The organism is Kitasatospora sp. NPDC059160, from assembly GCF_042755465.1.
Taxonomy (GTDB): Bacteria; Actinomycetota; Actinomycetes; order Streptomycetales; family Streptomycetaceae; genus Kitasatospora.
Genome location: NZ_JBHZCN010000110.1, coordinates 7,673 through 30,409 on the forward strand (window position 1 = coordinate 7,673; position 22,737 = coordinate 30,409).

The window sequence follows — 22,737 nt, forward strand, 5'->3', positions numbered from 1 at the left end:
TTCTGTTGTTTATACTCCCCCCCCTTGGACGGGGTCGCCGGCACCCCCCCCGCCGCCGGGGGGGCGCCCCCCGCGGCCGCCCCCGGCGCCTCACCGCGCGGGGGGCCCGGTCCGCACCGGACCGGGCCCCGCGGCGAGCGGTACCTCAGAGGTCGAGGCCGGTCAGCACCATGACCTTCTCGACGGTGTAGTCGTCCATCGCGTACTTGACGCCCTCACGGCCGACACCGGAGTCCTTGACGCCGCCGTACGGCATCTGGTCGGCCCGGTAGGACGGCGCGTCGCCGATGATCACACCGCCGACCTCCAGCTCCCGGTGCGCCCGGAAGGCGGTCTGCAGGTCGTGGGTGAACACGCCCGCCTGCAGGCCGAACGGCGAGTCGTTGACCGCCGCGAAGGCCTCCTCGACGCCCTCCACCCGGTGCAGCGACAGCACCGGGCCGAACACCTCGGCCTTGGCCAGGATCGCGTCGGCGGGCAGCTCGGCCAGCACGGTCGGGGCGTACGTCGCGCCCTCGCGGGTGCCGCCGGCGAGCAGCTTGGCGCCCTTGGCGACCGCGTCGTCCACCCAGGACTCCACCCGCTTCGCGGCGTTCTCGTCGACCAGCGGGCCGACGTCCGTCGCGTCGTCGTTCGGGTCACCGGTGACCTGCGCCGCGACCTTCGCCACGACCTTCTCCACCAGCGCGTCGTACACCGACGCGTCGGCGATCACCCGCTGCACCGAGATGCAGGACTGGCCGCCCTGGTAGTTCGCGAACATCGCGATCCGGGTCGCCGCCCAGTCCAGGTCCGCCTCCGAGGACCAGTCCGCCAGCACCACGGCCGCGGCGTTGCCGCCCAGCTCCAGGGTGGTGTGCTTGCGCGGCACCGAGTCCATGATCTGGTAGCCGACCTTGTCCGAACCGGTGAAGGAGATCACCGGCACGCGCGGGTCCTGCACCAGGGCCGGCATCCGCTCGTTCGGCACCGTCAGGATCGACCAGGAGCCGGCCGGCAGGTCCGTCTCGGCCAGGATCTCGCCCAGCACCATCGCCGACAGCGGCGTCGCCGGGGCCGGCTTGAGGATGATCGGGGCGCCGACCGCGATCGCCGGGGCGACCTTGTGGGCGACCAGGTTCAGCGGGAAGTTGAACGGGGCGATCCCCAGCACCACACCGCGCGGGAAGCGGCGCACCACCGCGAAGCGGCCCACGCCGCCCGGGTCGGTGTCCAGCCGCATCGTCTCGCCGTTGGTGCGGCGCGCCTCCTCGGCGGCCCAGCGGAAGACCGACACCGCGCGGCCGACCTCGCCGCGGGCCCACTTGACCGGCTTGCCGTTCTCGGCCGTGATCAGCTGGGCGAGCTCCTCGGTGCGCTCCGCCAGCCGCTTGGCCACGTGGTCCAGGGCGGCGGCCCGCTGGTGCGCCGGCGTCGCGGCGAACACCGGCAGCGCGGCCACGGCGGCGTCCAGCGCCTCCTCGACCTGGGCCTCGGTCGGCACGCTGACCCGGCCGACCAGACGGCCGTCCCAGCTGTTGTGCACCTCGAAGGCGGCGTCACCGCTCGCCCGGCGGCCGGCGAGCCAGAAATCGTACGTGGTGGTCACCGTGGTACCGGCCCTCTCCTCGTCGTCGTACGGCCCACGGGCGTGGGACCCGAACCCGAGGGTAGGTGCGCGGAGCGGCCGACCGGATTGGCCGACTAGGAGCGTTCCGCCCCGGAGCCACTCCACCGCGTCCAGCCGGGCCCGCTACTCCTCGCCGGAGCGCAGCGCCAGCCACAGCTCCATCCGCACGTCCGTGTCGTCCAGCGAACGGCCCAGCAGCTCCTCGACCCGCCGCATCCGGTAGCGCAGCGTGTGCCGGTGCACCCCCAGGTCCGCCGCGGCGGCGTCCCACTGCCCATGCCGCGACAGCCACGCCCGCAGCGAGGCCACCAGGTCCCCGCGGGCCGTCCGGTCGTGATCGCGCAGCGGCCGCAGCAGCCCCTCCGCGAACGCCGTCACCGCGTCCTCACCGAGCAGCGGCAGCAGCGACCCCGCGCCGACCTCCTCGTGGTCCACCGCCCGGCGACCACCGCGCAGGGCCACCGCCAACGCCCGCTCCGCCTGCGCGTGCGCCGTACCGGCCTCCTCCAGCGCGGCCGGGGCCGAGACGCCCAGCGACAGGCCCTCGTGCTCCTCCACCACCCCCAGGCAGGCCCGGTGCACCGCGCCGTTGTCCAGCGCCAGCACCACCAGCCGAGGCCCGTGCGCACCGTCCTCCCGCGCCACCAGCAGCTTCTCGCCCACCCGGGCACCCGCCTGCTCGGCCCGGTCCCCCAGCTCCACCAAGGCCTCCGCGGCGTCCGCGTTCGGCCCCGCCCCGGCCACCAGAACCCTCGTCGTGCCCTCCGGCAGACCGCCGAACAGCCCCACCGCCACCTGCCGGGCCGTCGCCACCTCGCCCGCCAGCACCATCCGCAGCAGCGCCGCGCCCATCCGCTCCTCGGCCTGCCGCAGCTCGCGCGAACGCTCCAGGGTGAGCGTCAGCAGCGCCACCGCCGCGTTCAGCACGTACCGCTCGGTCGGCGTGATCCGGTCCTCGGTCCCGACCGCCAGGAAACCCCGGGCCCGCCGGTCCGCCCCCAGCGACTGGACCACCACGTAGTCCTCGTCCGCCGTGTCTATCCCCGGCGACCGCCCCTGCAACGCGGCACTCGACGGCGCCGGCCGCCGACGCAGCCGGTCCACCTCCGCAGCCAGCCGCCCCGCCCGGCGCGCCGCCCAGTCCGGCGCCACTACCGACAGCGCGCCCGAGCCGTCGTACAGCGCCGCCCAGCCCCCCAGCCGGGCCGCCAGCCGGCGCACCACGGCCGTCGTGCCGTCCTTGCCCAGCGCCGCCCGGGTCAGCTCCTCCTGCGCCTCGAAGCTCGTCGTCACCGCCTCGTACTGCTCCGCGGCCAGCGCCGCCGACACCACCTTGCTGATCGCGATGAACGGCGTCGGCTCCGGCACCCGCAGCAACGGCAGACCCCGCTGCTGCGCCGCGTCCACCAGCGGCTGCGGCACCTCGGTGTGCGACAGGCCCACCCCCAGGCCCAGCCCGACCACCCCGGCATCGGCCAGCCGGTGCACGTACGCCTGCAACTGCGCCGCCGTACGACCCAGCTTGATACCGGTGGTGAGCAGCAGCTCGCCACCCTCCAGGAACGGCGTCGGGTCGTCCAGCTCGCTGGTGTGCACCCAGCGGACCGGCCGCTCCAGGTGGTCCGCACCGGCGAGCACCGTCAGGTGGAGCGAACTGTTGCGGACGACGGAGGCGAGTGTGGGGGGCATGGCACCTTCGGAGGGTCGACCTGACCGCGCCGTTGCGGCCGGGCGAGGAGAGGGCAGTGGGACTGGTGAGGGTCTCTCCCCTTCATTATGGACGCCCCGGACAACCGGCACTGCCGAATCCACCTCCGAGGCGACTTCTACCGCCCGCCCGCGTCAGCCCCGGAGATCCACCAGCAGCGGCGGAACCTGCTCCCCCGACACCGCCGTCAACGACACCACCGCGTGCCCGGCCGGCAACGCGTGCGCCAGATCCGACGGCGACCACCTGAGCCGCTCCACGTCCCGCGTCGTCACCGACTCCGTCTGCGCCGTCGTCCCCGACAACGCCTTCCGCCCCAGCCGCCCGGCCCGCCGCACGACCCCGCCGGAGGTGTCGGGGGTGTGGGTCACCGCGGTCTCCTGCACCAGGTGCGTCCCCCAGGCCTCCGAGAACAGCCGCCCGTCCCAGGGCGCGATCCCGGGGAAGGCCACCCGGCAGCCCACCGCGCCGAACAGCGGCGCCCGCAGCGCCTCCGGCAGGTCCACCAGGGTGCGCAGCAGCAGCACCGCACCCGCGTTCGCGCCGCGCATCCGCTGCAGACCGCGGACGGTGCCGGAGTCCAGCGCCGCCGAGGCATCGTCCACCACCAGCCCGGCGAACAGCGAACGGTCCTCCCGCGCACCGGCCGCCTGCACGAACTGCCCCACCACCAGCCGGGACAGCATCCGGGCCGCCTCCGGGTGGCTGCGCTCGGGCAGCTTCACCCGCACCCGCAGCGGATGGTCCAGCACCCGCATCGCGAACGGGGGACGGCCCGTTCCGTCGGTCGCGAAGGCCCCCTCGAAGGCGGGCCGCTCCAGCAGCCCCAGCCGGTCCGCCAGCAGCGCCCCCGGGTCGTCCGCCCGGCCCCGCTGGCGCTCCCGGTACTCCAGGTCCCGCTCGTACGCGGCCAGCCGGCCCGCCGTGCCGAGCGCCTTCACCAGCGCCGCCAGCGCGTCCGGCTCGCCGCCCAGCAGGGCCCGCAGCTCGCGCACCCCCGGGTAGCGGCGGTACGCGGCGTGGAACGGGCCCACCACCTGCTGCAGCGCCGTCCGGGCGTTCTCCGCGCGGGCGGTCAGCTCGTCCGGCAGAAGGGCGTCGGCCAGCCGGGCCGCGGCCTCGTCCGGGTCCTGCGCCGCGCCGTACAGGTCCAGCCCGTACACCGAGGCCTGGTCACCGGGCGCGATCACCACGTCGTACCAGGAGTCCGGGCCGAGGTCGGCGTCCGCCGCCCCGACCACCACCGCGCACGCGGTACCGGCCAGCGCCTGCAGGCACAGCGCCTCGGCCACCGGCCGGGCCAGCCGGGCCGTCTTCCCCGTCCCGGCCGGGCCGACCGCCAGCAGCGAGGTGCCCAGCACCGCCGGGTCCAGTGCGAAGTCCGCCGCGCGGTGGTTCAGCGGGTTCTTCGGCACGTCCTGGGCCACACCGAGGCAGACCTGGCCCAGCAGCAGGTCGTGCCGCCGCACCCGGCCGGGCAGCTCACGCGCCTCGGACGGGTGGGCGAAGGCCGCCGCACCGCGCGCGGCCACCTGCTCGGTGAACGCGGGCACGAACGCCGGGTCCGCCTGCGCGGACTCCCAGGCGCGCTGGATCCGCACGTAGTCGACATCGCCGACCGCCTCGGCCTCCAGCCGCGCCGCCGCCTCGAACGCCCCGCCCTGCCGCAGCCCGTCCCACGGGTCCCGCCCCCGAGCCGCCTCCACCACCGCCCCGTCCTCCTCGGCGGGCTCCACCTGCGTCACCGTCCGCGACAGCAGCGGGGCGGCGTAGCGGCGCCAGACCTCGGGCCAGCGGCCCATCCGGCCGAAGACCTTGATCACCACGCCGAGCACCAGGACGTTGGCCACCAGCAGCGTGAACATGGCCTCCGCCTCGGAGGGCGAGGCGAGCGGCCCGATGCCCGCCTGCCCACCGAACCAGACGAGCACGTACATGAAGAGCTGGGTGCCGTACAAGTACGCGAACCACCCCACCACCGCGTTGAGCGCCGCCCGCAGCAGCAGCGGCCAGGTGGGGACGCGGGCGGCCTCCGCGCGTTCCGGGTCGATGCGGCGGTAGCCGAGGCGGTAGACGCCGGGTTCGGCCTCGGGGCGCGGGGCAGTGGCCCAGGCGGCGAGGTCGAAGGCCCCGCCGGGGGCGGTGGCCGGGCGTGGGTGGGGGAGGGGGGTCGGGGGTCTGGTGGTGGTGTGGTCGACCTGGTGGTGTGACCCGTCCTGTGCCATGTACGGCCCCGCTCCCTCGCCCGCCCGGCCCGACCGCCGTCGGTGCCGCCATACCTATGCCGCCGTACCGGCGACACGCCCGCGCTCAGGGTAGTGGAGCGGGGTCTGCGGGTAGTCGTGGCGCTCGGGCTGGCCGTGCCGGACAAGTCGGACGGCGCAGTGCTACCGAGTGGCGCATGCCCGGTCGGGGAGGGCGGCCGTAGCCTGCGAAGCACCGAGCCGAGAAGTCTGGAGATACCCCATGAGCGCCGTAACGCCGCTCCCGCAGGAGCGCCGCCTGGTCACCGCGATCCCGGGTCCGAAGTCGCAGGAGCTGCAGGCCCGCAAGCTGGGTGCGGTGGCGGCCGGTGTCGGCACCACCCTGCCGGTGTACGTCACCCGTGCCAACGGCGGCGTGCTGGAGGACGTGGACGGCAACTCGCTGATCGACTTCGGTTCCGGCATCGCCGTGACCAACGTCGGCAACAGCGCCGAGGCCGTGGTGGCCCGGGCGAGCGAGCAGCTGGCCGCCTTCACCCACACCTGTTTCATGGTGACCCCGTACGAGGGTTACGTGGCCGTCGCCGAGCAGCTGAACGAGCTGACCCCGGGTGACCACGACAAGCGCACGGCCCTGTTCAACTCGGGCGCCGAGGCGGTCGAGAACGCGGTGAAGATCGCCCGCGCGTACACCAAGCGCACCGCCGTCGTGGTGTTCGACCACGGCTACCACGGCCGCACCAACCTGACCATGGGCCTGACGGCGAAGAACATGCCGTACAAGCAGGGCTTCGGTCCGTTCGCCCCGGAGATCCACCGGGTGCCGGTGGCCTACCCGTACCGCTGGCTGACGGGCGCGGAGAACTGCGCCGCCGAGGCCGCCGCGCAGGCGATCGACATGATCAACAAGCAGATCGGCGCCGAGAACGTCGCCGCGATCATCATCGAGCCGATCCAGGGCGAGGGCGGCTTCATCGAGCCGGCCAAGGGCTTCCTGCCGGCGATCGTGGAGTTCGCGAAGGCGAACGGCATCGTGTTCGTCGCCGACGAGATCCAGACCGGCTTCTGCCGCACCGGCCAGTGGTTCGCGTGCGAGGACGAGGGCATCGTCCCGGACCTGATCACCACCGCCAAGGGCATCGCCGGCGGTCTGCCGCTGGCCGCGGTGACGGGTCGCGCCGAGATCATGGACGCCGCGCACGCGGGTGGCCTGGGTGGCACCTACGGCGGCAACCCGGTGGCCTGTGCCGCCGCGCTGGGCTCGATCGAGACCATGAAGGAGCAGGACCTCGTCGGCAAGGCGCAGCGGATCGGCGAGGTCATGCTGGGCCGCCTGCGGGCCATGCAGGAGAAGTTCGACGTCATCGGCGAGGTCCGCGGCCGCGGCGCGATGGTCGCCGTCGAGCTGGTGAAGCCGGGCACCAAGGAGGCGAACGCGGAGGTCACCGCGGCCATCGCCAAGGCCTGCCACGCCGAGGGCCTGGTGGTGCTGACCGCCGGCACCTACGGCAACGTGCTGCGCTTCCTGCCGCCGCTGGTCATGCCGGAGCACCTGCTGAACGAGGGCCTGGACATCCTGGAGGCGGCGTTCGCCGCCGCCTGAGCGGTGTCGCCCGTCAGGTCGTGAAACCCCCGCCGGAGGGTTGTCCGGACAGCGCTGAACGGCCCGTGGGGACCTCTGGTCCTCGCGGGCCGTTCGGTTTTCCGTCCGGTTCCCGGCTGCCCGTCCGGACAGTCCCCGGGCGGTTTTCGCATGCCGCCCGGGTGGTCGGGCATCATCGGGGGGACCGTCCGGAGGGCCTCCGGGGCGGGGTGAAGATGATGTGCGGAATCGCTGGAGGCGCTCGGTCGGGAAGGGCGGTTGACGTAGTGTCATCACCGATGGACAGCGAGCCCCAGCCGTTGGCGGGGCCGTCCGCGGGGCCTCCCGGAGGGGCCGGTCCGCGCGGGCCTCGCGAGGACAACCGGTCCACCCCGGGAGGGGTGGCACCCACCGAAGGCCGATCGACCGACCGTCCGACCCACACCCCCCGGGGCGCACGGAACGGCGATCATCAGAGCCGCCCCGGAGCTCTCCCCCCTGCTCCGGGGCGGCTGTCCGCCGTTCCGGGCCGGGTGGCCCGGTCGGTGGCGGTGCCGGTGGTCGCGGCGGTGGTGCTGCTGGTGGTGTCCTGGCAGGTGGCGGTGGACGGGCCGCTGCTGGGGGTGGACCGCTGGGTGCGCGCGGCCGTCCGGACGTCCCACCGTGATCACCCGAGCGCCCTGCTGGACGACCTGGGCCACCTGCTGTCGAACCTGGGCGACGGGGTGCCCGCCGTCCCGGTGCTGCTGGCGGCCGGTGGGCTGGCCGCCTGGTGGTGGCGTCGGGCGGGGGCGGTGCGCTGGTGGCTGCCGCTGCCGGTGGCGGCGCTGACGTCGTTGCTGATCCCGCTGCTGGTGGTCCCGGCGAAGGCCGGGTTCGCCCGGCCGGGCCCGCTCGGGGGCCCGCTGCTGCCGGGGCAGTGGGGCTGGTACCCGTCCGGGCACACCGCGACGGCGACCATCTCGTACGGGGTGGCGGCGCTGCTGCTGGCCCGGGCGGCGGGTCGGCGGACGGCCCGGGGGTTGACCGCGGGCGCGGTGGTGCTGACGCTCGGCGTGGGCGCGGGGCTGGTGTGGAGCGACTTCCACTGGCTGCTGGACGTGCTGGCGAGCTGGTGCCTGGCCGTCCTGGTGCTGTGGGCGCTGGACCGCCGGCTGCCGAGGCCGGGCGCCTGAGGGCGGCGGGCCTCCCCGGCGCCCGAGGGCGTCAGGCCTCGGGGGTCAGGCCTCGGGGGTGCCCTGCTCGGGGGCGTCCTCGTCGTCGTTGCGGTGGACGAGGCCGGTCTCGCCGTTGTCGCGGTGCCACTCGACGACGAGTTCGTCGCGGGCGCCGAAGCGGACGAGGTGGCGGCCGACCACGTCCTCCAGGCCGGCCAGGTCCTGGCGCTCGCCCTCGACGGTGAGCAGCAGGGCGTCCGGCCGGGCCTCCATGGTGGCGGTGCCGGCCTTGAAGACCAGGGTGCCGTGGCCGGTCTCCGGGGAGAAGGAGGTCTCGATCCGCTTGCTCATGTGGGCGGCGAGCTGCTTGGCGTAGCGGGCGGGGCGGTCGGTGGCGACGCGGGCGGTGGAAACGGGCACGGGAACTCCAGGATCGGGAAGGGGAACTTAGGGTCCCCTCACTTGGAAGTACCGTAACGCAGATGCTGAGCTAAGCTCAAGATATTTCTCCGAGCACTTTCCACGGTCGGCCACACGCCCGGGACCGGCCGATACGCTTGGGCCGACCCCAGCCGAGGAGACCGCCGATGACCACCACGCCGACCGACGATCCGGCGGACCCCTCCCCCGGCCCCCGGCCCGGCAAGCCCGGCACCTCCGGCATCCCCGGCACCTCCGGCATCCCCGGCACCTCCGGCGTCCCCGCCGAACTGGCGGACGCGATGACCAGGGCGATCAAGCGGATCCGCCGGCAGACCGGCTGGCGGCTGGAGCCGTACGGCATCACCCCCGGCCAGGCCCGGGCGCTGCGCACGCTCGCCCACGTACCCGGCTGCGAGTCGCCGGACCGGGCGATGCGGCTGAGCGACCTCGCCGACAAGCTGCACATCGCCCCGCGCTCGGCCACCACGGTCGTCGACGCGCTGGAGGAGGCCGGCCTGGTCGAGCGCCGCCCCGACCCGGCCGACCGCCGGGCGGTCCGGATCCTGCTGACCGAGGACGGGCGCGCGGCGGTGGAGCGGATCCTCCAGGTCCGGGACGAGGTCGCCCAGGACTACTTCGGCGAGGTCAGCCCCGAGGACGAGGAGGTGCTGCTGCGAGTGCTGCGGGCCGCCGAGGCGCGCTTCCTCGAAGCCGGGCCGCCAGTGCGGACGGCGCCCCCGGGCGCAGCGCGGTGATCCCGATCCCGGCGATCACCAGCAGGGCGGCCGTGGCGGCCGTCGGGGTGACCCGCTCGCCGAGCAGCAGCCAGGCCGAGGACATCCCGAACACCGGCACCAGCAGCGAGTAGGGCGCGACCGCGGTGGCGTCGTAGCTGCGCAGCAGGTAGCTCCAGGCGACGAAGCCGAACAGGGTGGAGACCAGCCCGACGTAGCCGATCACGCCGAGCCCGGCCGCCGTCATCCCGCCGAGTGCCCGCAGGTCCGCGTCGGGGCCCTCCACCAGCAGCGACAGGGCCAGCAGCGGAAGCGGCGGCACCGCGCTGACCCAGACCATCCAGCGCAGCGCGTCCGGCGGCGCGGCCCTGCGGGTCAGCACGTTGGACAGGCCCCAGGCGACGGCGGCCAGCACGACCAGGACGAAGGCCCCGAACGGGCCGCCGAGGCCCTGGTCGAGGGCGCTCAGGGCGATGCCCGCGAAGGCCAGGCCCAGGCCGAGCAGCCGCCGGCGGCCGGCGCGCTCGCGCAGCAGGACGGCGGCGAACAGCGCGGTGAACCCCGCCTGCCCCTGGAGCACCAGGGAGGAGAGGCCGGCCGGCATCCCGGCGTGCATGCCGAGGAAGAGCAGCCCGAACTTGACCACCCCGAGCACCACGCCGACCGCCAGTACCCAGCGCCGGGCCACCCGGGGCGGGCCGACGAAGAAGACCGCGGGCACCGCGACCACGGCGAACCGCAGGGCGCAGAAGAGCAGCGGCGGGAAGCTGTCCAGGCCGACGTGGATGAGGACGAAGTTGAGGCCCCACACTGCGGCCACCAGGACGGCCAGGGCGATGTGACGGGGGCGCATGCTCGCGCCGGCCGACGCGGCGGGGGCTGCGGCCTGCGGTGCAGCGGGGATCGCGGTCATGGGCCGAGCATGGTGGCGCGGGACCCTTCAGCACCAGCGATGAATACTGAACGTGATTCTTTAGGATCACTGCATGATGGATCTGGGGCGCCTGCGGGCGCTGCACGCGGTGTCGGTGCACGGCTCGGTCGGCGGGGCGGCGGCCGCGCTCGGCTTCACGCCCTCGGCGGTCTCCCAGCAGATCGCCAAGCTGGAGCGGGAGACCCGGACGGTGCTGCTGGAGCGGCAGGGCCGGGGCGTGGTGCTGACCGACGCGGCGCGGGAGCTGGCGGCCACCGCGCGGGCCGTCCTGGGGCTGGTGGAGCAGGCCGAGGTGCGGCTGGAGGAGCAGCGCGGCCGGGCGGTCGGGCGGCTGCTGGTGGCCGCCTTCGCGACCGGGGCGCGCGGGCTGATGCCCGGGGTGCTGGCCGACCTGCGGCGGCGCTGCCCGGAGCTGGACGTACGGCTGCTGGAGAGCGACCCGTACCCGGCGGCGGAGCTGGTGGCGCGCGGGGAGGTGGACCTGGCGCTGGTGCAGGACTGGCCGACCGTGCCGCTGCCGGTGCAGGAGGGGCTCTCCCGGCTGGACCTCGGGACGGACCCGGTGGACCTGGTGCTGCCCGCCGGGGACGAGCTGGCCGGGCTGGACGCGGTGCCGGTGGAGCGGCTGCGCGGACAGCGGTGGATCAGCGTGCCGCCGGGCAACATCTGCCACGACTGGCTGGTCCGCACCCTGCGCGAGGCCGGGGAGGAACCGGACGTGCACCACCAGGTCGGCGACTTCGAGACCCAGATCGCCCTGGTCGCGGCCGGACTGGGGATGGCCGTGGTGCCCCGGCTCGGCCGGGGCCCGCTGCCGGCCGGGGTGGCGGCCCGCCCGGTCGCCTCGCAGCCGAGCCGGCGGGTGTTCGCGCTCTGGCGCAGCCAGGCCTCCCGGCGGCCGGCCATCACCGAGGCGCTGGCGGCGATGCGGGACGGCTGGGGCGCCCTGCCGGGCTGAGGCGTGTCCCGCGGGCCGGGCCGGGCCTTGCGCGGCCGGGCCCGGGACGCCGGGCAGGTTCCTAGGTGGCGAAGCCGATGACCAGCCACATGAAGCCGACCCCGGCCACCGTGCACAGCAGGGTGCTGCGCGAGGGGTGCGGGCTGTGCGCCTCGGGGAGGATGTCGGAGGTCGCGAGGTAGAGCAGGAAGCCGGAGAAGAAGCCCAGGTAGAGGCCGAGCAGGTGCTCCGGGATGGTGAAGGCCAGGGTGATCGCGGCGCCGGAGACCGGGGCCAGGGCGTCGGCGGCGAGCAGGGTCAGCGCCCGGCGCCGGTTGTTCCCGTACAGCCGGGTGATCGTGTACGTGTTGAACCCGTCGGCGAAGTCGTGCGCGACCACCGCGATGGCCACCACCGTGCCGACCGTGCTGCCGGCCTGGAAGGCGGCGCCGATCGCGAAGCCGTCCATCACGCTGTGCCCGACCAGGGCCAGGGCGGCGGTCAGGCCGACGCCCTGGTGCCCGCTGCGGTGGGCGTGGCCGTGCTGGTGGCCGTGGGTGTGCTCGGCGTACTCGCCCTCGTGGCCGCGGTGGATGGCGACGGCGCGCTCGACCACGTGGATGGTGAGGAAGCCGGCGGCGAACATCAGCAGCGCCTGGGGCACGCCGTGCACCTCGCCCGGCGCCTGGTGGATGGCCTCGGGCAGCAGGTCGAAGGCGACCACGCCGAGCATCAGGCCGGCGGCGAAGCCGAGCACCAGGTGGCGGCGGTCGCCGGTGCGCTGGGCGACGAAGCCGCCGATCAGGGTCATCAGGAACGCCCCGGCGGCGACCAGGACGGCGGTCACCGGGCCGCCTCCGCCGGATGACCGGTGCTGCCGTGTGGTCTGACGAGCGCTCTGCCCATTCCTCTCCCCCTGGGGTCCGCCCGTGGCCGGGCCGACCGCCGACCGTACCGGACGCCCGTTCGGCGGTGATCGCCCGGGGTGCCGCCGGCCCGGCCGGTCCTCGGCGGCGGTCGCCCCGGCCCGGTCCCCTCAGCCTTGGTCCGGGTACGGAGGGCCGCCCGCCGGGTGGGCCGTCGGGGTGAACTCCCTGGTCGGAGCCGGTCCGGGCAGGGGTCAGCGGCCGGCGGCGAGCGGCAGGCCGAGGTGGGTGCGGGCGAGCTCGCGGACACCGTCGCCGTCGATCAGGTGGATGTGCCGGTGGCCCTCCCCGGCCGAGAGGTCCAGGGCCGCCTCGGCGAACTGGCCGGTGGTCAGCCGCAGGCCGCGTTCGGCGGACTCCTCGCGGACCGCCTCGGCCAGGGTCTCGATCTGCTCCGCGGTGACGGCGGCCGGGTCCCGGGACGCCCAGACCACCCAGCGGCCGGGCAGCGCACTGCCGGGGGCGCCCTCACCGGTGGCGACCAGCCCGGCCGGTCCCCGCAGCCGCACGCTCCACTCGGCGAGCCCGCCCCGGGTGAGCAGGTCGCGCACCAGCTGGGCGAACTCGTTGGCGGACAGGTCGGGCGCGGCCGGGACGGCGGCACCGGCCCGGGCGGCGGGCTGGACGGCCGCCCGGGCGTACGGGTCCGGGGTGACGGCGGCGCCGAGCTGGCGCAGCCGGACCAGCGCCTCGTCCTGTTCGGCGTCGGCGTAGACGCCCTCGTCGTCGCGCTCCTCGTACGGGGTCTCCGGCGGCAGCAGCCGGGTGCGGGCCAGGGCGTCGCGGTCGGCGTCCACGCTGACCAGGCAGAGCGGCTCGGCACCGGGCTCGCGCAGCCAGCCGTTGAGGACCACTCCGGCGAGTATCTCGTCGGTGTCCACGGCGTCGGCGGCCTGCAGCGAGCGCAGCGCGAGCCGGGCGACCAGCCGCAGGTAGTCGGTGGCCCGGTCCGCGGGCGGACGCGGCACCGGGAGGATGTCGCCCTCGGGGGCGAGCCGGTAGCCGGTGAGCGAGGGCACCAGGTCGAGCGGGGGCAGGTCGAGGTCCAGCACGGCGGTGCGGGTGAGCGGGCGGAAGACCGCCCGGCAGGGGGCGGGGAGGTCCTGGGTGGCGGTCTCCGCGGCGGCCAGGGCCCGTTCCAGCAGCGACTCCACGGCGGCGGGCTCGGCCAGCCGGTAGGCGCGCCGGCACTCCTCCAGGCTGTCGTTGTACTCGCGCACGGCGCGGGCCCGGGCCTCCTCGGCCGCCTCGTGGGCGCGCCGGGACTCGTCGGCGGCCGGGCTGCCCGCCTCGGCCCGGCGGGTGCGCCACTCCCGCAGGGCGCGCTGGTGGGTCAGCCGGGCCTGGGCGAGTTCGCGCTGGTAGCCGGAGTCCAGCAGTCGCCGGGAGGGGCCGCTCCCGGGGTCGGCGGCGGCCGGATCGGCGGGGGCGAAGTCCTCCCAGCGGGGCTCGGCGCCTTCGACGACGGCCGGGCCGTCGGCCGGGTAGGGGCGGGGCTCGTAGTGGCGCAGCTGGCTCTCGAAGTCCATCGCCGAGACGGGCAGGGCGGCCCGCCGCAGCAGGTCGGCCAGCCGGTCGTGCTCGGCCCGGACGGTGAGCGTGCGGTGGTGGGTGAGGGCGGCGGCCCGGGCGTGCGCCGCGACGGCCTGGTCGGGGCCGGCGGGGTCGGCGGGGTCGGCAGCACCCGGGGTGGAGGCGCCGGGCCCGGACGGGTCGGGGCCGAACGAGTCGGGGCCGGACGGGCGGGGGCCGGTGGAGGCCTGATCGGTGGTGGCGGGCCCTGCGGGTGCCGGGGCGGACGGGCCGCTCCCGGCCGCCCCCGGATCGGGGCGGCCGGGGGCCGGGGGGCCTGCGGCACCGTCCGCCTCCGGGTCCTCGTCGGCGCCGAGGTCGCGGAACACCGAGGCGAGGAAGCCCGGTTGGGGGAACTGGACGGTGGCGGTGCCGTCGGACTGGCCGTCTGCTGAGTACTGCATCGGTCGTCGTTCCCCCATGCTCGTCCGGCGCCTGCCCCGGGCGGCGGACCAACCGCAGCCCCGCCCCTGCCGGACATTGTCCACCGATTGGGCGCAGCGGTCAGCCGAGCCCGTCAGTTGGTCCGGGTGTTGGTGAGGTGCAGGCCGATGTAACCCACGTAGATCCGGCCACTGCCGGAGCAGTCGTCCAGGTAGTGCAGCCGGGGTGCGGTGCGACCGCCGCCGATCCGCAGGTGCGCGCCCATGAACGCGCGCCGGGAGGCGTCGACGCATTCCGGCACCGGCAGCATCCGTTCGCGCTTCCACTTGGTGTGGCTGAACACCGTCCGGGACTCCCCGCGCACGGCCTTGCGGGGCGGGAAGCGGTGGCAGCCGTCCGGGGTGCGCTCGCACCACTGCTTGAAGTCCCCGCCGGCCGCGCCGCGCACGGCCGCCTCGGCGTACTCCTGGAGGGCCGTCAGGCCGTCCCAGGCGAGCCGGGCCCAGCCGGCGCCTGCGCACTGGAGGCCGTCCAGGGCGAGTGCGTTCTTCTGGTCGCCGGTGAAGGTGAGCAGGGAGAACTCGCCCAGCCTGGCGAGGAGTTCGGTGAAGGTCTCGGGCTTGTCCGGCCACTCGCCGGGCTGGGCGGCGAGCCGGCCGACGATGGTCGGTCCGGTGCCCGAGGTGGTGGGCGCGGCGCCGGGCAGGGCGGTCGGCCCGGTGCAGTGACGCCCGCTCAGGGCGCTCCGGGCGCCGGTGCGCAGGCGGCCCTCGTGGCCGTCCCGGGACTGGGCGCGGTCACGGCGCTCCAGACGGAGGGTGTGCCGGACCCGCTCCAGCTCGTCGGCCCTGGCCTGCTGCTCGGCACGGTCCTGCTGCTCCTCGCGGGCGAGCGCGGCCGGTTCGGCGGGGGGGCCGACGGGGGGTCCGGCGGCCGGGCGCAGCTGCGGGGGCGGGACGCGCAGCACCGGGACGGCGGCCAGCGGCGGCGGGAGCGGCTGGTCGGCGGCCAGGCGGCGGGGCTCGCGGGCGAGCAGCCCGGCGGCGCGGCGGAGGTCCTGTTCTATTCGGCCCCGGGCGAGCACCGGATGTCGGGCGCCGTCCTGCCGGGAGGCCGGGTCCACCTCGGGCAGGTAGGTGCGCACGGCGCCGCCGTACACGCTGTGGTACTCCAGCGCGACGTTGAACCCGGTGCGGGCGCCCGGGTCCAGCACGTAGGCGGTGGCGAGGCCGGGCAGCTGGCGGCAGAGCGGGCGGACCACCTCCTCGACCCAGTGCTCGACCGGGAGGTTCACCGGCACGCTGGCGACCACCGTGGGCAGCCGGCGCTCCGGGTCGCACAGCTCGTCGATCAGGTCGTCGACCTCGTCGGCCGTGATCACCCGGGGGGCGGAGTGGACGGCGGCCGGGCCGTCGGCGGCGTCGAGCAGCGGGAGGAGGGTGCGAGCGAGCTCGGGCACCGGCACCCGGCAGGGGGTGCGCACACCGCTGCCGGTGCTGTGGGTCTCGGCCTCCAGTCGGACCCAGGTGGGGCCGCCGGGGTCGGTGGCCACGGTGAGGGTGAGCTGCCGGGTGCCGTGCGGGGCCGGGGTGCGCAGCCGGCGGCGGTCGTAGCGGCCGGCGCCGGGGCCGCCGCGCAGCGGTCCCTGGTCGCGGTCCAGCAGGACGCGCTCGCCCAGGCGCAGGCGTTCGGCGGCGGGGGGTGCGCCGAGCGCGGCGCCGGGGGTGGGCGGGGGCTCCTCGCAGCCCTCCTGCTTCAACCAGGAGGCGAGCTGGGCGTCGGCCAGGGCGACGGCCTCGGCGTGCGGAAGGGCGGTGGTGACGGTCATCCGGTAGGGCGTCGCGGGGCCGCGGGGGCCGGGTAGGTCGGCACCGGCGGGCGACGGCGAGCGGTCTGAGGTCATGCGCATACCTCCGTGGTGCGGGGTGGGGTCTGTTGTCCTCCATCGACGGTTTTCATCCGGTTCGGCCGGAACCTTGCCCAGGAAACGCCACGGCCCGGAGCGGAAGTTCCAACTCCGGGCCACGAGACTACGTTCGAGTGAATCTGTTCAAGCCGTCTTCCGCGTGGCGCGAGCCTTCGGCTACGGGCAGCGACGCCCCCCGGCGGGCTCGGGCACCGGTCCGGCCACCGGCCGGCGCGGCGGCGCGGAGTGGTGGGCGAGCACTACCACGGGTTCGGCCCCCGGGCGCCGGCCGGACGTGCGTCCGGAAGTCGGTCCCCCGGCCCGCCGCCGGGCGGGCGGAGCGCGCGGCTCAGACCGGCCGGACGTGCGTCCGGAAGTCGGTCCCCCGGCCCGCCGCCGGGCGGGCGGAGCGCGCGGCTCAGACCGGTACCTCGACGTGGGTGCGCCCGGCCGGCACGGCGACCGCGGTGCCGCCGGTCGCCTCGGCCAGCCAGGTGTGGAACCCGGCCACCTCCGGCTCCGGCACGCCCACCTCGATCCGCACCCCGGCCGCCTCGTAGGCGAGGTCGCTCACCGCGTACCCGGCGGCCCGCAGGTCGTTCTCCACCCGCCCGGCGCGCACGTGGTCCGCCGTCACCGCGAGCAGGGCGACCGGGCGCCGCTCCAGCAGTCCGACCTCGTCGACCGCCGCCGACACCGCGTTCCCGTACGCCCGCACCAGGCCGCCCGCACCGAGCTTGATCCCGCCGAAGTACCTGGTCACCACGGCGACGGTGTCGGTCAGGCCGCGTCGGCGCAGGACCTCCAGCATCGGCACCCCGGCCGTGCCGCCGGGCTCGCCGTCGTCGCTGGAGCGCTCGCGGCGCTGCTCCTCGCCGACCACGAAGGCGGTGCAGTTGTGCCGGGCGTCCCAGTACTGCTTGCGCACGCCCGCGATGAAGGCCTGCGCCTCGTCCTCGTCCGAGACCCGGGCGAGGTGGCAGATGAAGCGGGACTTCTTGATCTCGGTCTCGTGGCTGCCGGCCCGCCGGATGGTGAGGTACGGCCTGGCGGTCGGTTCCGGCGTGGCGGACATGGCGCGGTGGTTCTCCCGGGAACGGCGACGGCTGGCGGTGCGCGCACCGGGGGTCCGGGGCGGCACCGCCAGCCTAGTTGGCGCACGGCCGGGGCCGAGGGGGCCGGGCCCGGGCTCGGGCGCGGTGCCTGGGCCTGGGGGTCAGCGGCCGGCCAGGGCGTCCAGCTGCGCTCGGTCCAGACCGGTCAGCGCGGTGACCTCGGCCGAGTCGACGGCGCCGCAGTCCAGGCCGCGCAGCAGGTAGCCGCTGAGCGCCCGGGCGGTGGCCGGCTCGTCCATCACGTCGCCGCCCGCCTTGGCGACGTACGCGGCGAGCCGGGCGGCGGCGGCTGCCAGGCCCTCCCGGTAGAAGGAGTACACCGCGACGTAGCGGGTCGGCAGGTGCGCCGGGTGCATGTCCCAGCCCTGGTAGTAGGCGCGGGCGAGCGAGCGGCGGACCAGGTCGTGGTGGAGCTTCCAGGCGGCGTGCACCTGCTCGGTCGTGCCGGTGGGGATCACATTGGTCGAGCCGTCGGAGAGCCGGACGCCGGTACCGGCCGCGGCCACCTGCATGACCGCCTTGGCGTGGTCGGCGACCGGGTGGTCCATGCTCTGGTGGGCCGCGCTGACGCCGCAGGAGGCGCTGTAGTCGAAGGTGCCGTAGTGCAGTCCGGTGGCCCGGCCCTCGGCGGCCTCGATCATCCGGGCGACGGTGGCCCGGCCGTCCGGGCCGAGGATCGCCTGGGTGGTCTCGATCTGGATCTCGAAGCCGATCCGGCCGGCGGGCAGCCCGGCCCGGCGCTCGAAGTCCTCCAGCAGCCGGACCAGCGCGGTGACCTGCTCGGCGTAGGTCACCTTGGGCAGGGTCAGCACCAGGCCGTCGGGCAGGCCGCCGTTCGCCAGCAGGGTGGCGAGGAAGAGCTCCAGGGTGCGGATGCCGCGGGCCCGGACGGGCGCCTCCATGCACTTGACCCGGATGCCGACGTAGGGCGGCGCGCTGCCCCCCGCCACGGCGGCGGCGACCAGTTCGGCGGCCCGGACGGCGGCGAGGTCCTCCTCGGCGTCGGGGCGGGGCCCGTAGCCGTCCTCGAAGTCGATCCGCAGGTCCTCGACCGGCTCGCGCTCCAGCTTGGCGCGGACCCGGGCGTGCACGTCGGCGAGCAGGGCGTCGTCGGCGACGCCGAGGGCGCGGGCGAGCTCGGCGGGGGTGCCGGCGTGGGTGTCGAAGGCCTCCAGGGCCTGGCGGCCCCACTCCCGTACGGTGTCGGCGCGGAAGGCGTCGGCGGGGACGTAGACGGTGTGCACCGGCTGCCGGGTGCCGGTCTCGCCCGGGTAGCGGTGCGCCAGGTCGGCGTCCACGGGGGCGAGCAGCGCCTCCACGGCGGCGCGGGCGGCGGCGGAGAAGGAGGCCCCGCCCGTCGGTCCGGTTCCGTCGACCTCGACCTGCAACATCCGCACTCCTCCATGCCGAACCAGCGCTTCAACAATTTGTTGAGGCGAAGGTAACTCCGGCCGGGTCGGGCGTCAATGGCCGACCGAGCGGTGGACGCGGGGTGTCGGCGCGGGGGCCGCGCGGACTCAGTCCCGCCCGGCGGCCAGGTAGCGGTCGCGCAGCAGCGGGTAGAGCTCGGCGACCTCCTTGGGGTGGACCGCACCGTCCGGCCCCTTGCCGGTGACCCCGTACTCGGTGGTCAGCCAGGCGGCGAGGCGCGGCGGGTCGGGCTGGTGGCCGTAGCTGTCCATGTAGGAGACCAGGCCGTCGTAGGCGATGTCCTCGTCCAGTTGCACGGGTGCCGGGTCGGCTTCGGTGGGGACGCCTTGAGCGGGCTCCTCGGCCGGCGCGGACTGCTCGGGCCGGGCGCGGTGCTCGGCCTGGGCGGCCGGCTGACGGTGCTGCGACTCGACCGCCGGCTCGGCGGTCGCCTCGGTGCCGGGCTGGGCGGCGGCCTGCTGCTGGCCCTGCGGCCGGGGACCGGCGGCGGGCTCCTCGGCGGCCGGGCGCGGGGGCTTGAACCACGGGGAGGCCTGGCCCGGGACCCGACCGCCCGGGGCGGCGTCGACCGAGTGGCCGGTGGTGCGGACCGGGCGCTCGGTCCAGACGTTCAGCTCCTCGCCGCGCGGCTGCGGGGCGGCGGCCTCCTCCGCCTCCGGCTCCTGGGCGGCACGCAGCCGGACGGCGTGCAGCCTCGCCAGCATCGGTGCGGCGACCTCCGGCGCGATCGGGGCCGCGGCTGCGGGGGCCTCGGGCTGGGGCTGCGGCTGGGACTGCGGCTGGTCGGCCGGGGCCGCCGGTGCGGCCTGGTGCTGCTGGGCTCCGGCCGGGACCGGGACCGGGGCGGCGATCGCCGCGGCCCGGGCCTGCTGGGGCTGGGCCCCGAGCTCCGGGGACGGCTGCTCCGCCAGGGCGACCTTGGCCTCGCGCTCGCGGCCCTCCTCGTCCAGCCGGTCGAGCAGCGACGGGTCCAGCGGGACCCCGAACTTGGCGAGCTTGAGCGGCAGCAGCGCCTGGATCGGCGCCGAGCGGCGCCAGCCGCGGCCGTAGCGGAAGCGCAGCTGCGCCCGGTAGACCAGCCGGTTCTGCTCCAACCGGATGACCTCCTCGTAGGAGCGGAGCTCCCAGAGCTTCATCCGCCGCCAGAGCCGGAAGGTCGGCACCGGGGAGAGTATCCAGCGCATCACCCGGACCGACTCCATGTGCCGGTCCGCGGTGATCGCCGCGATCCGGCCGACCGCGTGCCGGGAGGCCTCGACGACGACGACGAACAGCACCGGGATGACGGCGTGCATCCCCATGCCGAGCGGGTCACCCCAGGAGGCCGCCGCGTTGAAGGCGATGGTGGCGACGGTCAGCAGCCAGGCGGTCTGCCGCAGCATCGGGAAGGGGATCCGCAGCCAGGTCAGCACCAGGTCGAGGGCGAGGAGCACCACGATGCCCGCGTCCACGCCGATCGGGAAGGCGTAGGAGAAGGCACCGAAGCCCTTCTCCAGGGCCAGCTCGCGCACCGCGTTGTACGAGCCCGCGAACCCGATGCCCGAGATGATGCAGGCCCCGGCCGCGACCAGGCCGAGCAGGCCGCGATGGGCCTTGGTGAGCGTTGGGCGTGCCATTACGTCTATCAACCCCTGGATGTCGGCTGCTGCCGTACGCGCATCGGCTGCCGGTTCCCGCCAGTCGGGCCGCCGGACGGCTGAACAGCGTCCGGGCTCGGCCCACCGGAGTTTACTCGTACGGGTGTTTCAGCGTTTCCGCAGCCTGGGGTGTCACAGTACCCACCGCGCCCGGGGCGCCGGCACCGGTCGGGCCGTCAGCGGCTCTGCCCCGCCGTGCCGTTGAGGTAGGCCAGGACGGCCATCACCCGGCGGTTGGCATCCTCGTCGGGGGCGAGCCCGAGCTTGCTGAAGATGTTGGCGATGTGCTTGGCCACCGCTCCGTCGCTCACCGAGAGGCGGGCGGCGATCGCCGAGTTGGAGCAGCCCTCGGCCATCAGCTCCAGCACCTCGCGCTCGCGCGGGGACAGCCCGAGCAGCGGCCCCGGGCGGCGCGAGGTGGTCTGCATCAGCTTGGCGATCACGTCAGGGTCCATCGCCGTCCCGCCCGCCGCCACCCGGCGGACCGCGTCGATGAACTGCCCCGCGTTGAACACCCGGTCCTTCAACAGGTAGCCCACCCCGCCCGTGCCGTCGGCCAGCAACTCCCGCGCGTACAGCTGCTGGACGTGCTGGGAGAGCACCAGCACCGGCAGGCCCCGGATCTCCTGGCGCGCCTTGAGCGCGGCCTGGAGCCCCTCGTCGGTGAGCGTCGGGGGCAGCCGCACGTCCACCACCGCCACGTCCGGGCGGTGGGTCAGCAGCGCCTCCAGCAGCTCGGGGCCGGTCTCCACGGCCGCCGCGATGGTGAAGCCGTGCGCTTCCAGCAGACGGATCAGGCCTTCGCGGAGGAGGTAGAGGTCCTCGGCGAGGACAACTCGCACAGCAACTCCAAGGTGATGGTGGTGGGACCGCCGGACGTGCTGTCGATGGCGAGGACACCGTCGAAGGTACCCAATCGACGCTCGATCCCGCGCAGGCCCGTACCCCGCGACGGATCCGCCACGCCCACACCGTCGTCCGTCACCGTGACCCGGAGGATTCCGGCCCGGTAGAGGATGTCCACCCACACCTGCTCGGCCTCCGAGTGCTTGGCCGCGTTGGCCAGCAGCTCGCTGACGCTGAAGTAGACCGCCGCCTCGACCGGAGCCGGCAGTCGGTCCGGCAGGCTCACGAACACCTCGGTCGGCAACGCGCTGTCCAGCGCCAGGGCCCGGACGGCGTCGCCGAGTCCGCGCTCGGCGAGCACCGGCGGATGGATGCCGCGGACCAGGTCGCGCAACTCCTGCAGCGCCCGGGCCGAGGACTGCCGCGCTTCGGAGAGGAGCTCCCGCGCGGCCGCCTGGTCCGTCTCCATCAGGTGCTCGATCGTGCCCAGCGTCATCCCGATCGCGACCAGCCGCGCCTGCGCGCCGTCGTGGAGATCCCGCTCGATGCGTCGCAGCTCGGCCGCCTGGCTGCCCGCCGCGTCGGCCCGGGTCTCGGTCAACTGGGCCACCCGCTTGGTCAGCTGGGCGTGCGACGCCCGGCCGTCCTGGTCCAGCACCCGACGGGCCGCCTCCACGTACCCCCGCACCGCGTACGGGGCGAGGAGTATCCCGATCAGGACCATGCCGGCCCCGATCAGCAGGCTCAGCGTGACCCGTGTCATCCGCGAGCTGAACGGGCCGAAGCCGTCCGCCGGCACCGCGCCGCCCAGCGCGAACGCCGTCCCCAGCACCAGCAGGAGGACCACCGCGCCGCCCAGCAGCGCGGCCAGGGCCGGGTTCACGACCAGCCAGAGCATCTCGGCCCGGGTGGTGCGGTCCCGCAGGCCCCAGTGGACCAGCTGCGCGTACTTCGCGACCGTCTGCGAGCGGTGGTACGAGTAACCCGTCCACCAGTGCCCCCGATCGTCCAACTCCAGCTTCGGCAGCGGCTGGTAGACCGCGGGAAGCCGGATGCCGTGCCAGCGCTCCAGCATCCGCCGCGTCCGATCGGCCGTCGGGCGGATGCAGGCGGCCGCGACCGCGGAGCCGGCGACCGCCGCAGCCGCGAGCGCCATCAGGGCCGCCGGGTAGTAGAACTCCATGACCTGCGCCGTCACCACCCCCGCGACGACGGCCGCCCCCACCGGCATCACGAACCCCGGCACGGCACCCAGCACCACCTGGGCCAGCCGGGCCAGGCCCTGGCCGCCGGCCTGGAAGGCCACCTGGGTCTGCGCACGGACGGACGTGCCGCTCGTACGAGTGTCTGTGGTCACGCAAACTCCTGATGCCGGTACCGATCGTCCTTCATCAGTGTTCACGAACGACCCGCTCCGGACACTGGCCATGGCACCCCAGTTCCGGGGTAGACCTAGGACCACCTGGTGGTGGTAGGAGCAACACCGGACCGGGCCGATGATCCTTCGAGTCGATGGTCCTTGGAATAGCCCGGAAATGCGAAAAGGCCCACCCGGTCACCCGGGTGGGCCTTCTCTGAATGATTGTTCGGCGGCGTCCTACTCTCCCACAGGGTCCCCCCTGCAGTACCATC

The 22,737-nt window shown here is 75.2% G+C and carries 17 protein-coding genes; 4 read left to right on the plus strand and 13 right to left on the minus strand.

Annotated elements, in window-relative coordinates:
- Positions 1–145: 145 nt before the first annotated feature.
- From ACFXOZ_RS34370 to ACFXOZ_RS34380, 3 genes are all read right to left on the minus strand, one after another.
- A complete protein-coding gene (locus ACFXOZ_RS34370; RefSeq protein ID WP_375896108.1) occupies positions 146–1,588 on the minus strand; it encodes an aldehyde dehydrogenase family protein in 1,443 nt (480 codons plus the stop codon).
- Positions 1,589–1,732: 144 nt separating this feature from the next.
- Positions 1,733–3,298, minus strand: coding sequence for a PucR family transcriptional regulator (locus tag ACFXOZ_RS34375; RefSeq protein ID WP_375896110.1), 1,566 nt, complete (start codon positions 3,296–3,298; stop codon positions 1,733–1,735).
- A gap of 153 nt (positions 3,299–3,451) precedes the next feature.
- Entirely contained in the window at positions 3,452–5,542 is a 2,091-nt protein-coding gene (locus tag ACFXOZ_RS34380; RefSeq protein WP_380593825.1) for an ATP-binding protein, read from the minus strand.
- Between the two features lie 241 nt (positions 5,543–5,783).
- Between ACFXOZ_RS34380 and gabT the strand changes: the two genes are divergently transcribed.
- Both gabT and ACFXOZ_RS34390 read left to right on the plus strand, forming a co-directional pair.
- On the plus strand, positions 5,784–7,124 hold the full coding sequence (gene gabT / locus ACFXOZ_RS34385; RefSeq protein ID WP_380408839.1) for a 4-aminobutyrate--2-oxoglutarate transaminase: 1,341 nt from the start codon (positions 5,784–5,786) through the stop codon (positions 7,122–7,124).
- Between the two features lie 524 nt (positions 7,125–7,648).
- Positions 7,649–8,278: a phosphatase PAP2 family protein gene (locus tag ACFXOZ_RS34390; protein ID WP_380593827.1), complete on the plus strand. Its 630-nt coding sequence runs from the start codon at positions 7,649–7,651 to the stop codon at positions 8,276–8,278.
- A 45-nt stretch (positions 8,279–8,323) separates the two neighbouring features.
- Here ACFXOZ_RS34390 and ACFXOZ_RS34395 read toward each other — a convergent pair whose 3' ends face one another.
- Positions 8,324–8,680, minus strand: a complete 357-nt coding sequence (locus tag ACFXOZ_RS34395) for a DUF2218 domain-containing protein (protein ID WP_375896119.1) — start codon at positions 8,678–8,680, stop codon at positions 8,324–8,326.
- A gap of 167 nt (positions 8,681–8,847) precedes the next feature.
- Between ACFXOZ_RS34395 and ACFXOZ_RS34400 the strand changes: the two genes are divergently transcribed.
- Complete coding sequence (locus tag ACFXOZ_RS34400) at positions 8,848–9,438, plus strand: MarR family winged helix-turn-helix transcriptional regulator (RefSeq protein WP_380593829.1); 591 nt, start codon at positions 8,848–8,850, stop codon at positions 9,436–9,438.
- Here the strand turns inward: ACFXOZ_RS34400 and ACFXOZ_RS34405 are convergent.
- Positions 9,329–10,270, minus strand: coding sequence for an EamA family transporter (locus ACFXOZ_RS34405; RefSeq protein ID WP_380529263.1), 942 nt, complete (start codon positions 10,268–10,270; stop codon positions 9,329–9,331). The two genes, ACFXOZ_RS34400 and ACFXOZ_RS34405, sit on opposite strands and share 110 nt — an antisense overlap.
- 133 nt (positions 10,271–10,403) lie before the next feature.
- On the opposite strand from ACFXOZ_RS34405, the gene ACFXOZ_RS34410 reads away from it, so the two are divergent.
- Positions 10,404–11,309 (plus strand): LysR family transcriptional regulator, encoded by a 906-nt coding sequence (locus tag ACFXOZ_RS34410; RefSeq protein ID WP_375896125.1) that lies wholly within the window; start codon positions 10,404–10,406, stop codon positions 11,307–11,309.
- Positions 11,310–11,370: 61 nt separating this feature from the next.
- Here the strand turns inward: ACFXOZ_RS34410 and ACFXOZ_RS34415 are convergent, their stop codons facing one another.
- The 8 genes from ACFXOZ_RS34415 to ACFXOZ_RS34450 form a co-directional block, all read right to left on the minus strand.
- Positions 11,371–12,099: a ZIP family metal transporter gene (locus ACFXOZ_RS34415; protein WP_375896151.1), complete on the minus strand. Its 729-nt coding sequence runs from the start codon at positions 12,097–12,099 to the stop codon at positions 11,371–11,373.
- Positions 12,100–12,408: 309 nt separating this feature from the next.
- Positions 12,409–14,190: a restriction endonuclease gene (locus tag ACFXOZ_RS34420; protein ID WP_380529250.1), complete on the minus strand. Its 1,782-nt coding sequence runs from the start codon at positions 14,188–14,190 to the stop codon at positions 12,409–12,411.
- A gap of 113 nt (positions 14,191–14,303) precedes the next feature.
- A complete protein-coding gene (locus ACFXOZ_RS34425) occupies positions 14,304–16,073 on the minus strand; it encodes a hypothetical protein (RefSeq protein WP_380593831.1) in 1,770 nt (589 codons plus the stop codon).
- Positions 16,074–16,494: 421 nt separating this feature from the next.
- Complete coding sequence (locus ACFXOZ_RS34430) at positions 16,495–17,151, minus strand: YigZ family protein (RefSeq protein ID WP_380408825.1); 657 nt, start codon at positions 17,149–17,151, stop codon at positions 16,495–16,497.
- A gap of 141 nt (positions 17,152–17,292) precedes the next feature.
- Positions 17,293–18,582 (minus strand): DUF6986 family protein, encoded by a 1,290-nt coding sequence (locus tag ACFXOZ_RS34435; RefSeq protein WP_380593833.1) that lies wholly within the window; start codon positions 18,580–18,582, stop codon positions 17,293–17,295.
- Positions 18,583–18,708: 126 nt separating this feature from the next.
- Positions 18,709–20,238 (minus strand): DUF2637 domain-containing protein, encoded by a 1,530-nt coding sequence (locus ACFXOZ_RS34440; protein ID WP_380593835.1) that lies wholly within the window; start codon positions 20,236–20,238, stop codon positions 18,709–18,711.
- 197 nt (positions 20,239–20,435) lie between these two features.
- Positions 20,436–21,101 (minus strand): response regulator transcription factor, encoded by a 666-nt coding sequence (locus tag ACFXOZ_RS34445; protein WP_360245306.1) that lies wholly within the window; start codon positions 21,099–21,101, stop codon positions 20,436–20,438.
- Positions 21,053–22,462 carry a sensor histidine kinase gene (locus ACFXOZ_RS34450; RefSeq protein WP_380593837.1) on the minus strand — a complete coding sequence of 470 codons (1,410 nt, stop codon included), beginning with the start codon at positions 22,460–22,462 and terminating at the stop codon, positions 21,053–21,055. The genes ACFXOZ_RS34445 and ACFXOZ_RS34450 overlap by 49 nt, the downstream gene beginning before the upstream one ends.
- Positions 22,463–22,737 lie beyond the last annotated feature (275 nt).

Coding starts and splice junctions, on each gene's coding strand:
- ACFXOZ_RS34375 (WP_375896110.1), bottom strand. CDS start 3,298: ATGCCCCCCACACTCGCCTCCGTCGTCCGCAACAGTTCGCTCCACCTG.
- ACFXOZ_RS34380 (WP_380593825.1), bottom strand. CDS start 5,542: ATGGCACAGGACGGGTCACACCACCAGGTCGACCACACCACCACCAGA.
- gabT (WP_380408839.1), top strand. CDS start 5,784: ATGAGCGCCGTAACGCCGCTCCCGCAGGAGCGCCGCCTGGTCACCGCG.
- ACFXOZ_RS34400 (WP_380593829.1), top strand. CDS start 8,848: ATGACCACCACGCCGACCGACGATCCGGCGGACCCCTCCCCCGGCCCC.
- ACFXOZ_RS34405 (WP_380529263.1), bottom strand. CDS start 10,270: ATGCGCCCCCGTCACATCGCCCTGGCCGTCCTGGTGGCCGCAGTGTGG.
- ACFXOZ_RS34410 (WP_375896125.1), top strand. CDS start 10,404: ATGATGGATCTGGGGCGCCTGCGGGCGCTGCACGCGGTGTCGGTGCAC.
- ACFXOZ_RS34415 (WP_375896151.1), bottom strand. CDS start 12,099: ATGACCCTGATCGGCGGCTTCGTCGCCCAGCGCACCGGCGACCGCCGC.
- ACFXOZ_RS34420 (WP_380529250.1), bottom strand. CDS start 14,190: ATGCAGTACTCAGCAGACGGCCAGTCCGACGGCACCGCCACCGTCCAG.
- ACFXOZ_RS34425 (WP_380593831.1), bottom strand. CDS start 16,073: ATGACCTCAGACCGCTCGCCGTCGCCCGCCGGTGCCGACCTACCCGGC.
- ACFXOZ_RS34430 (WP_380408825.1), bottom strand. CDS start 17,151: ATGTCCGCCACGCCGGAACCGACCGCCAGGCCGTACCTCACCATCCGG.
- ACFXOZ_RS34435 (WP_380593833.1), bottom strand. CDS start 18,582: ATGTTGCAGGTCGAGGTCGACGGAACCGGACCGACGGGCGGGGCCTCC.
- ACFXOZ_RS34440 (WP_380593835.1), bottom strand. CDS start 20,238: ATGGCACGCCCAACGCTCACCAAGGCCCATCGCGGCCTGCTCGGCCTG.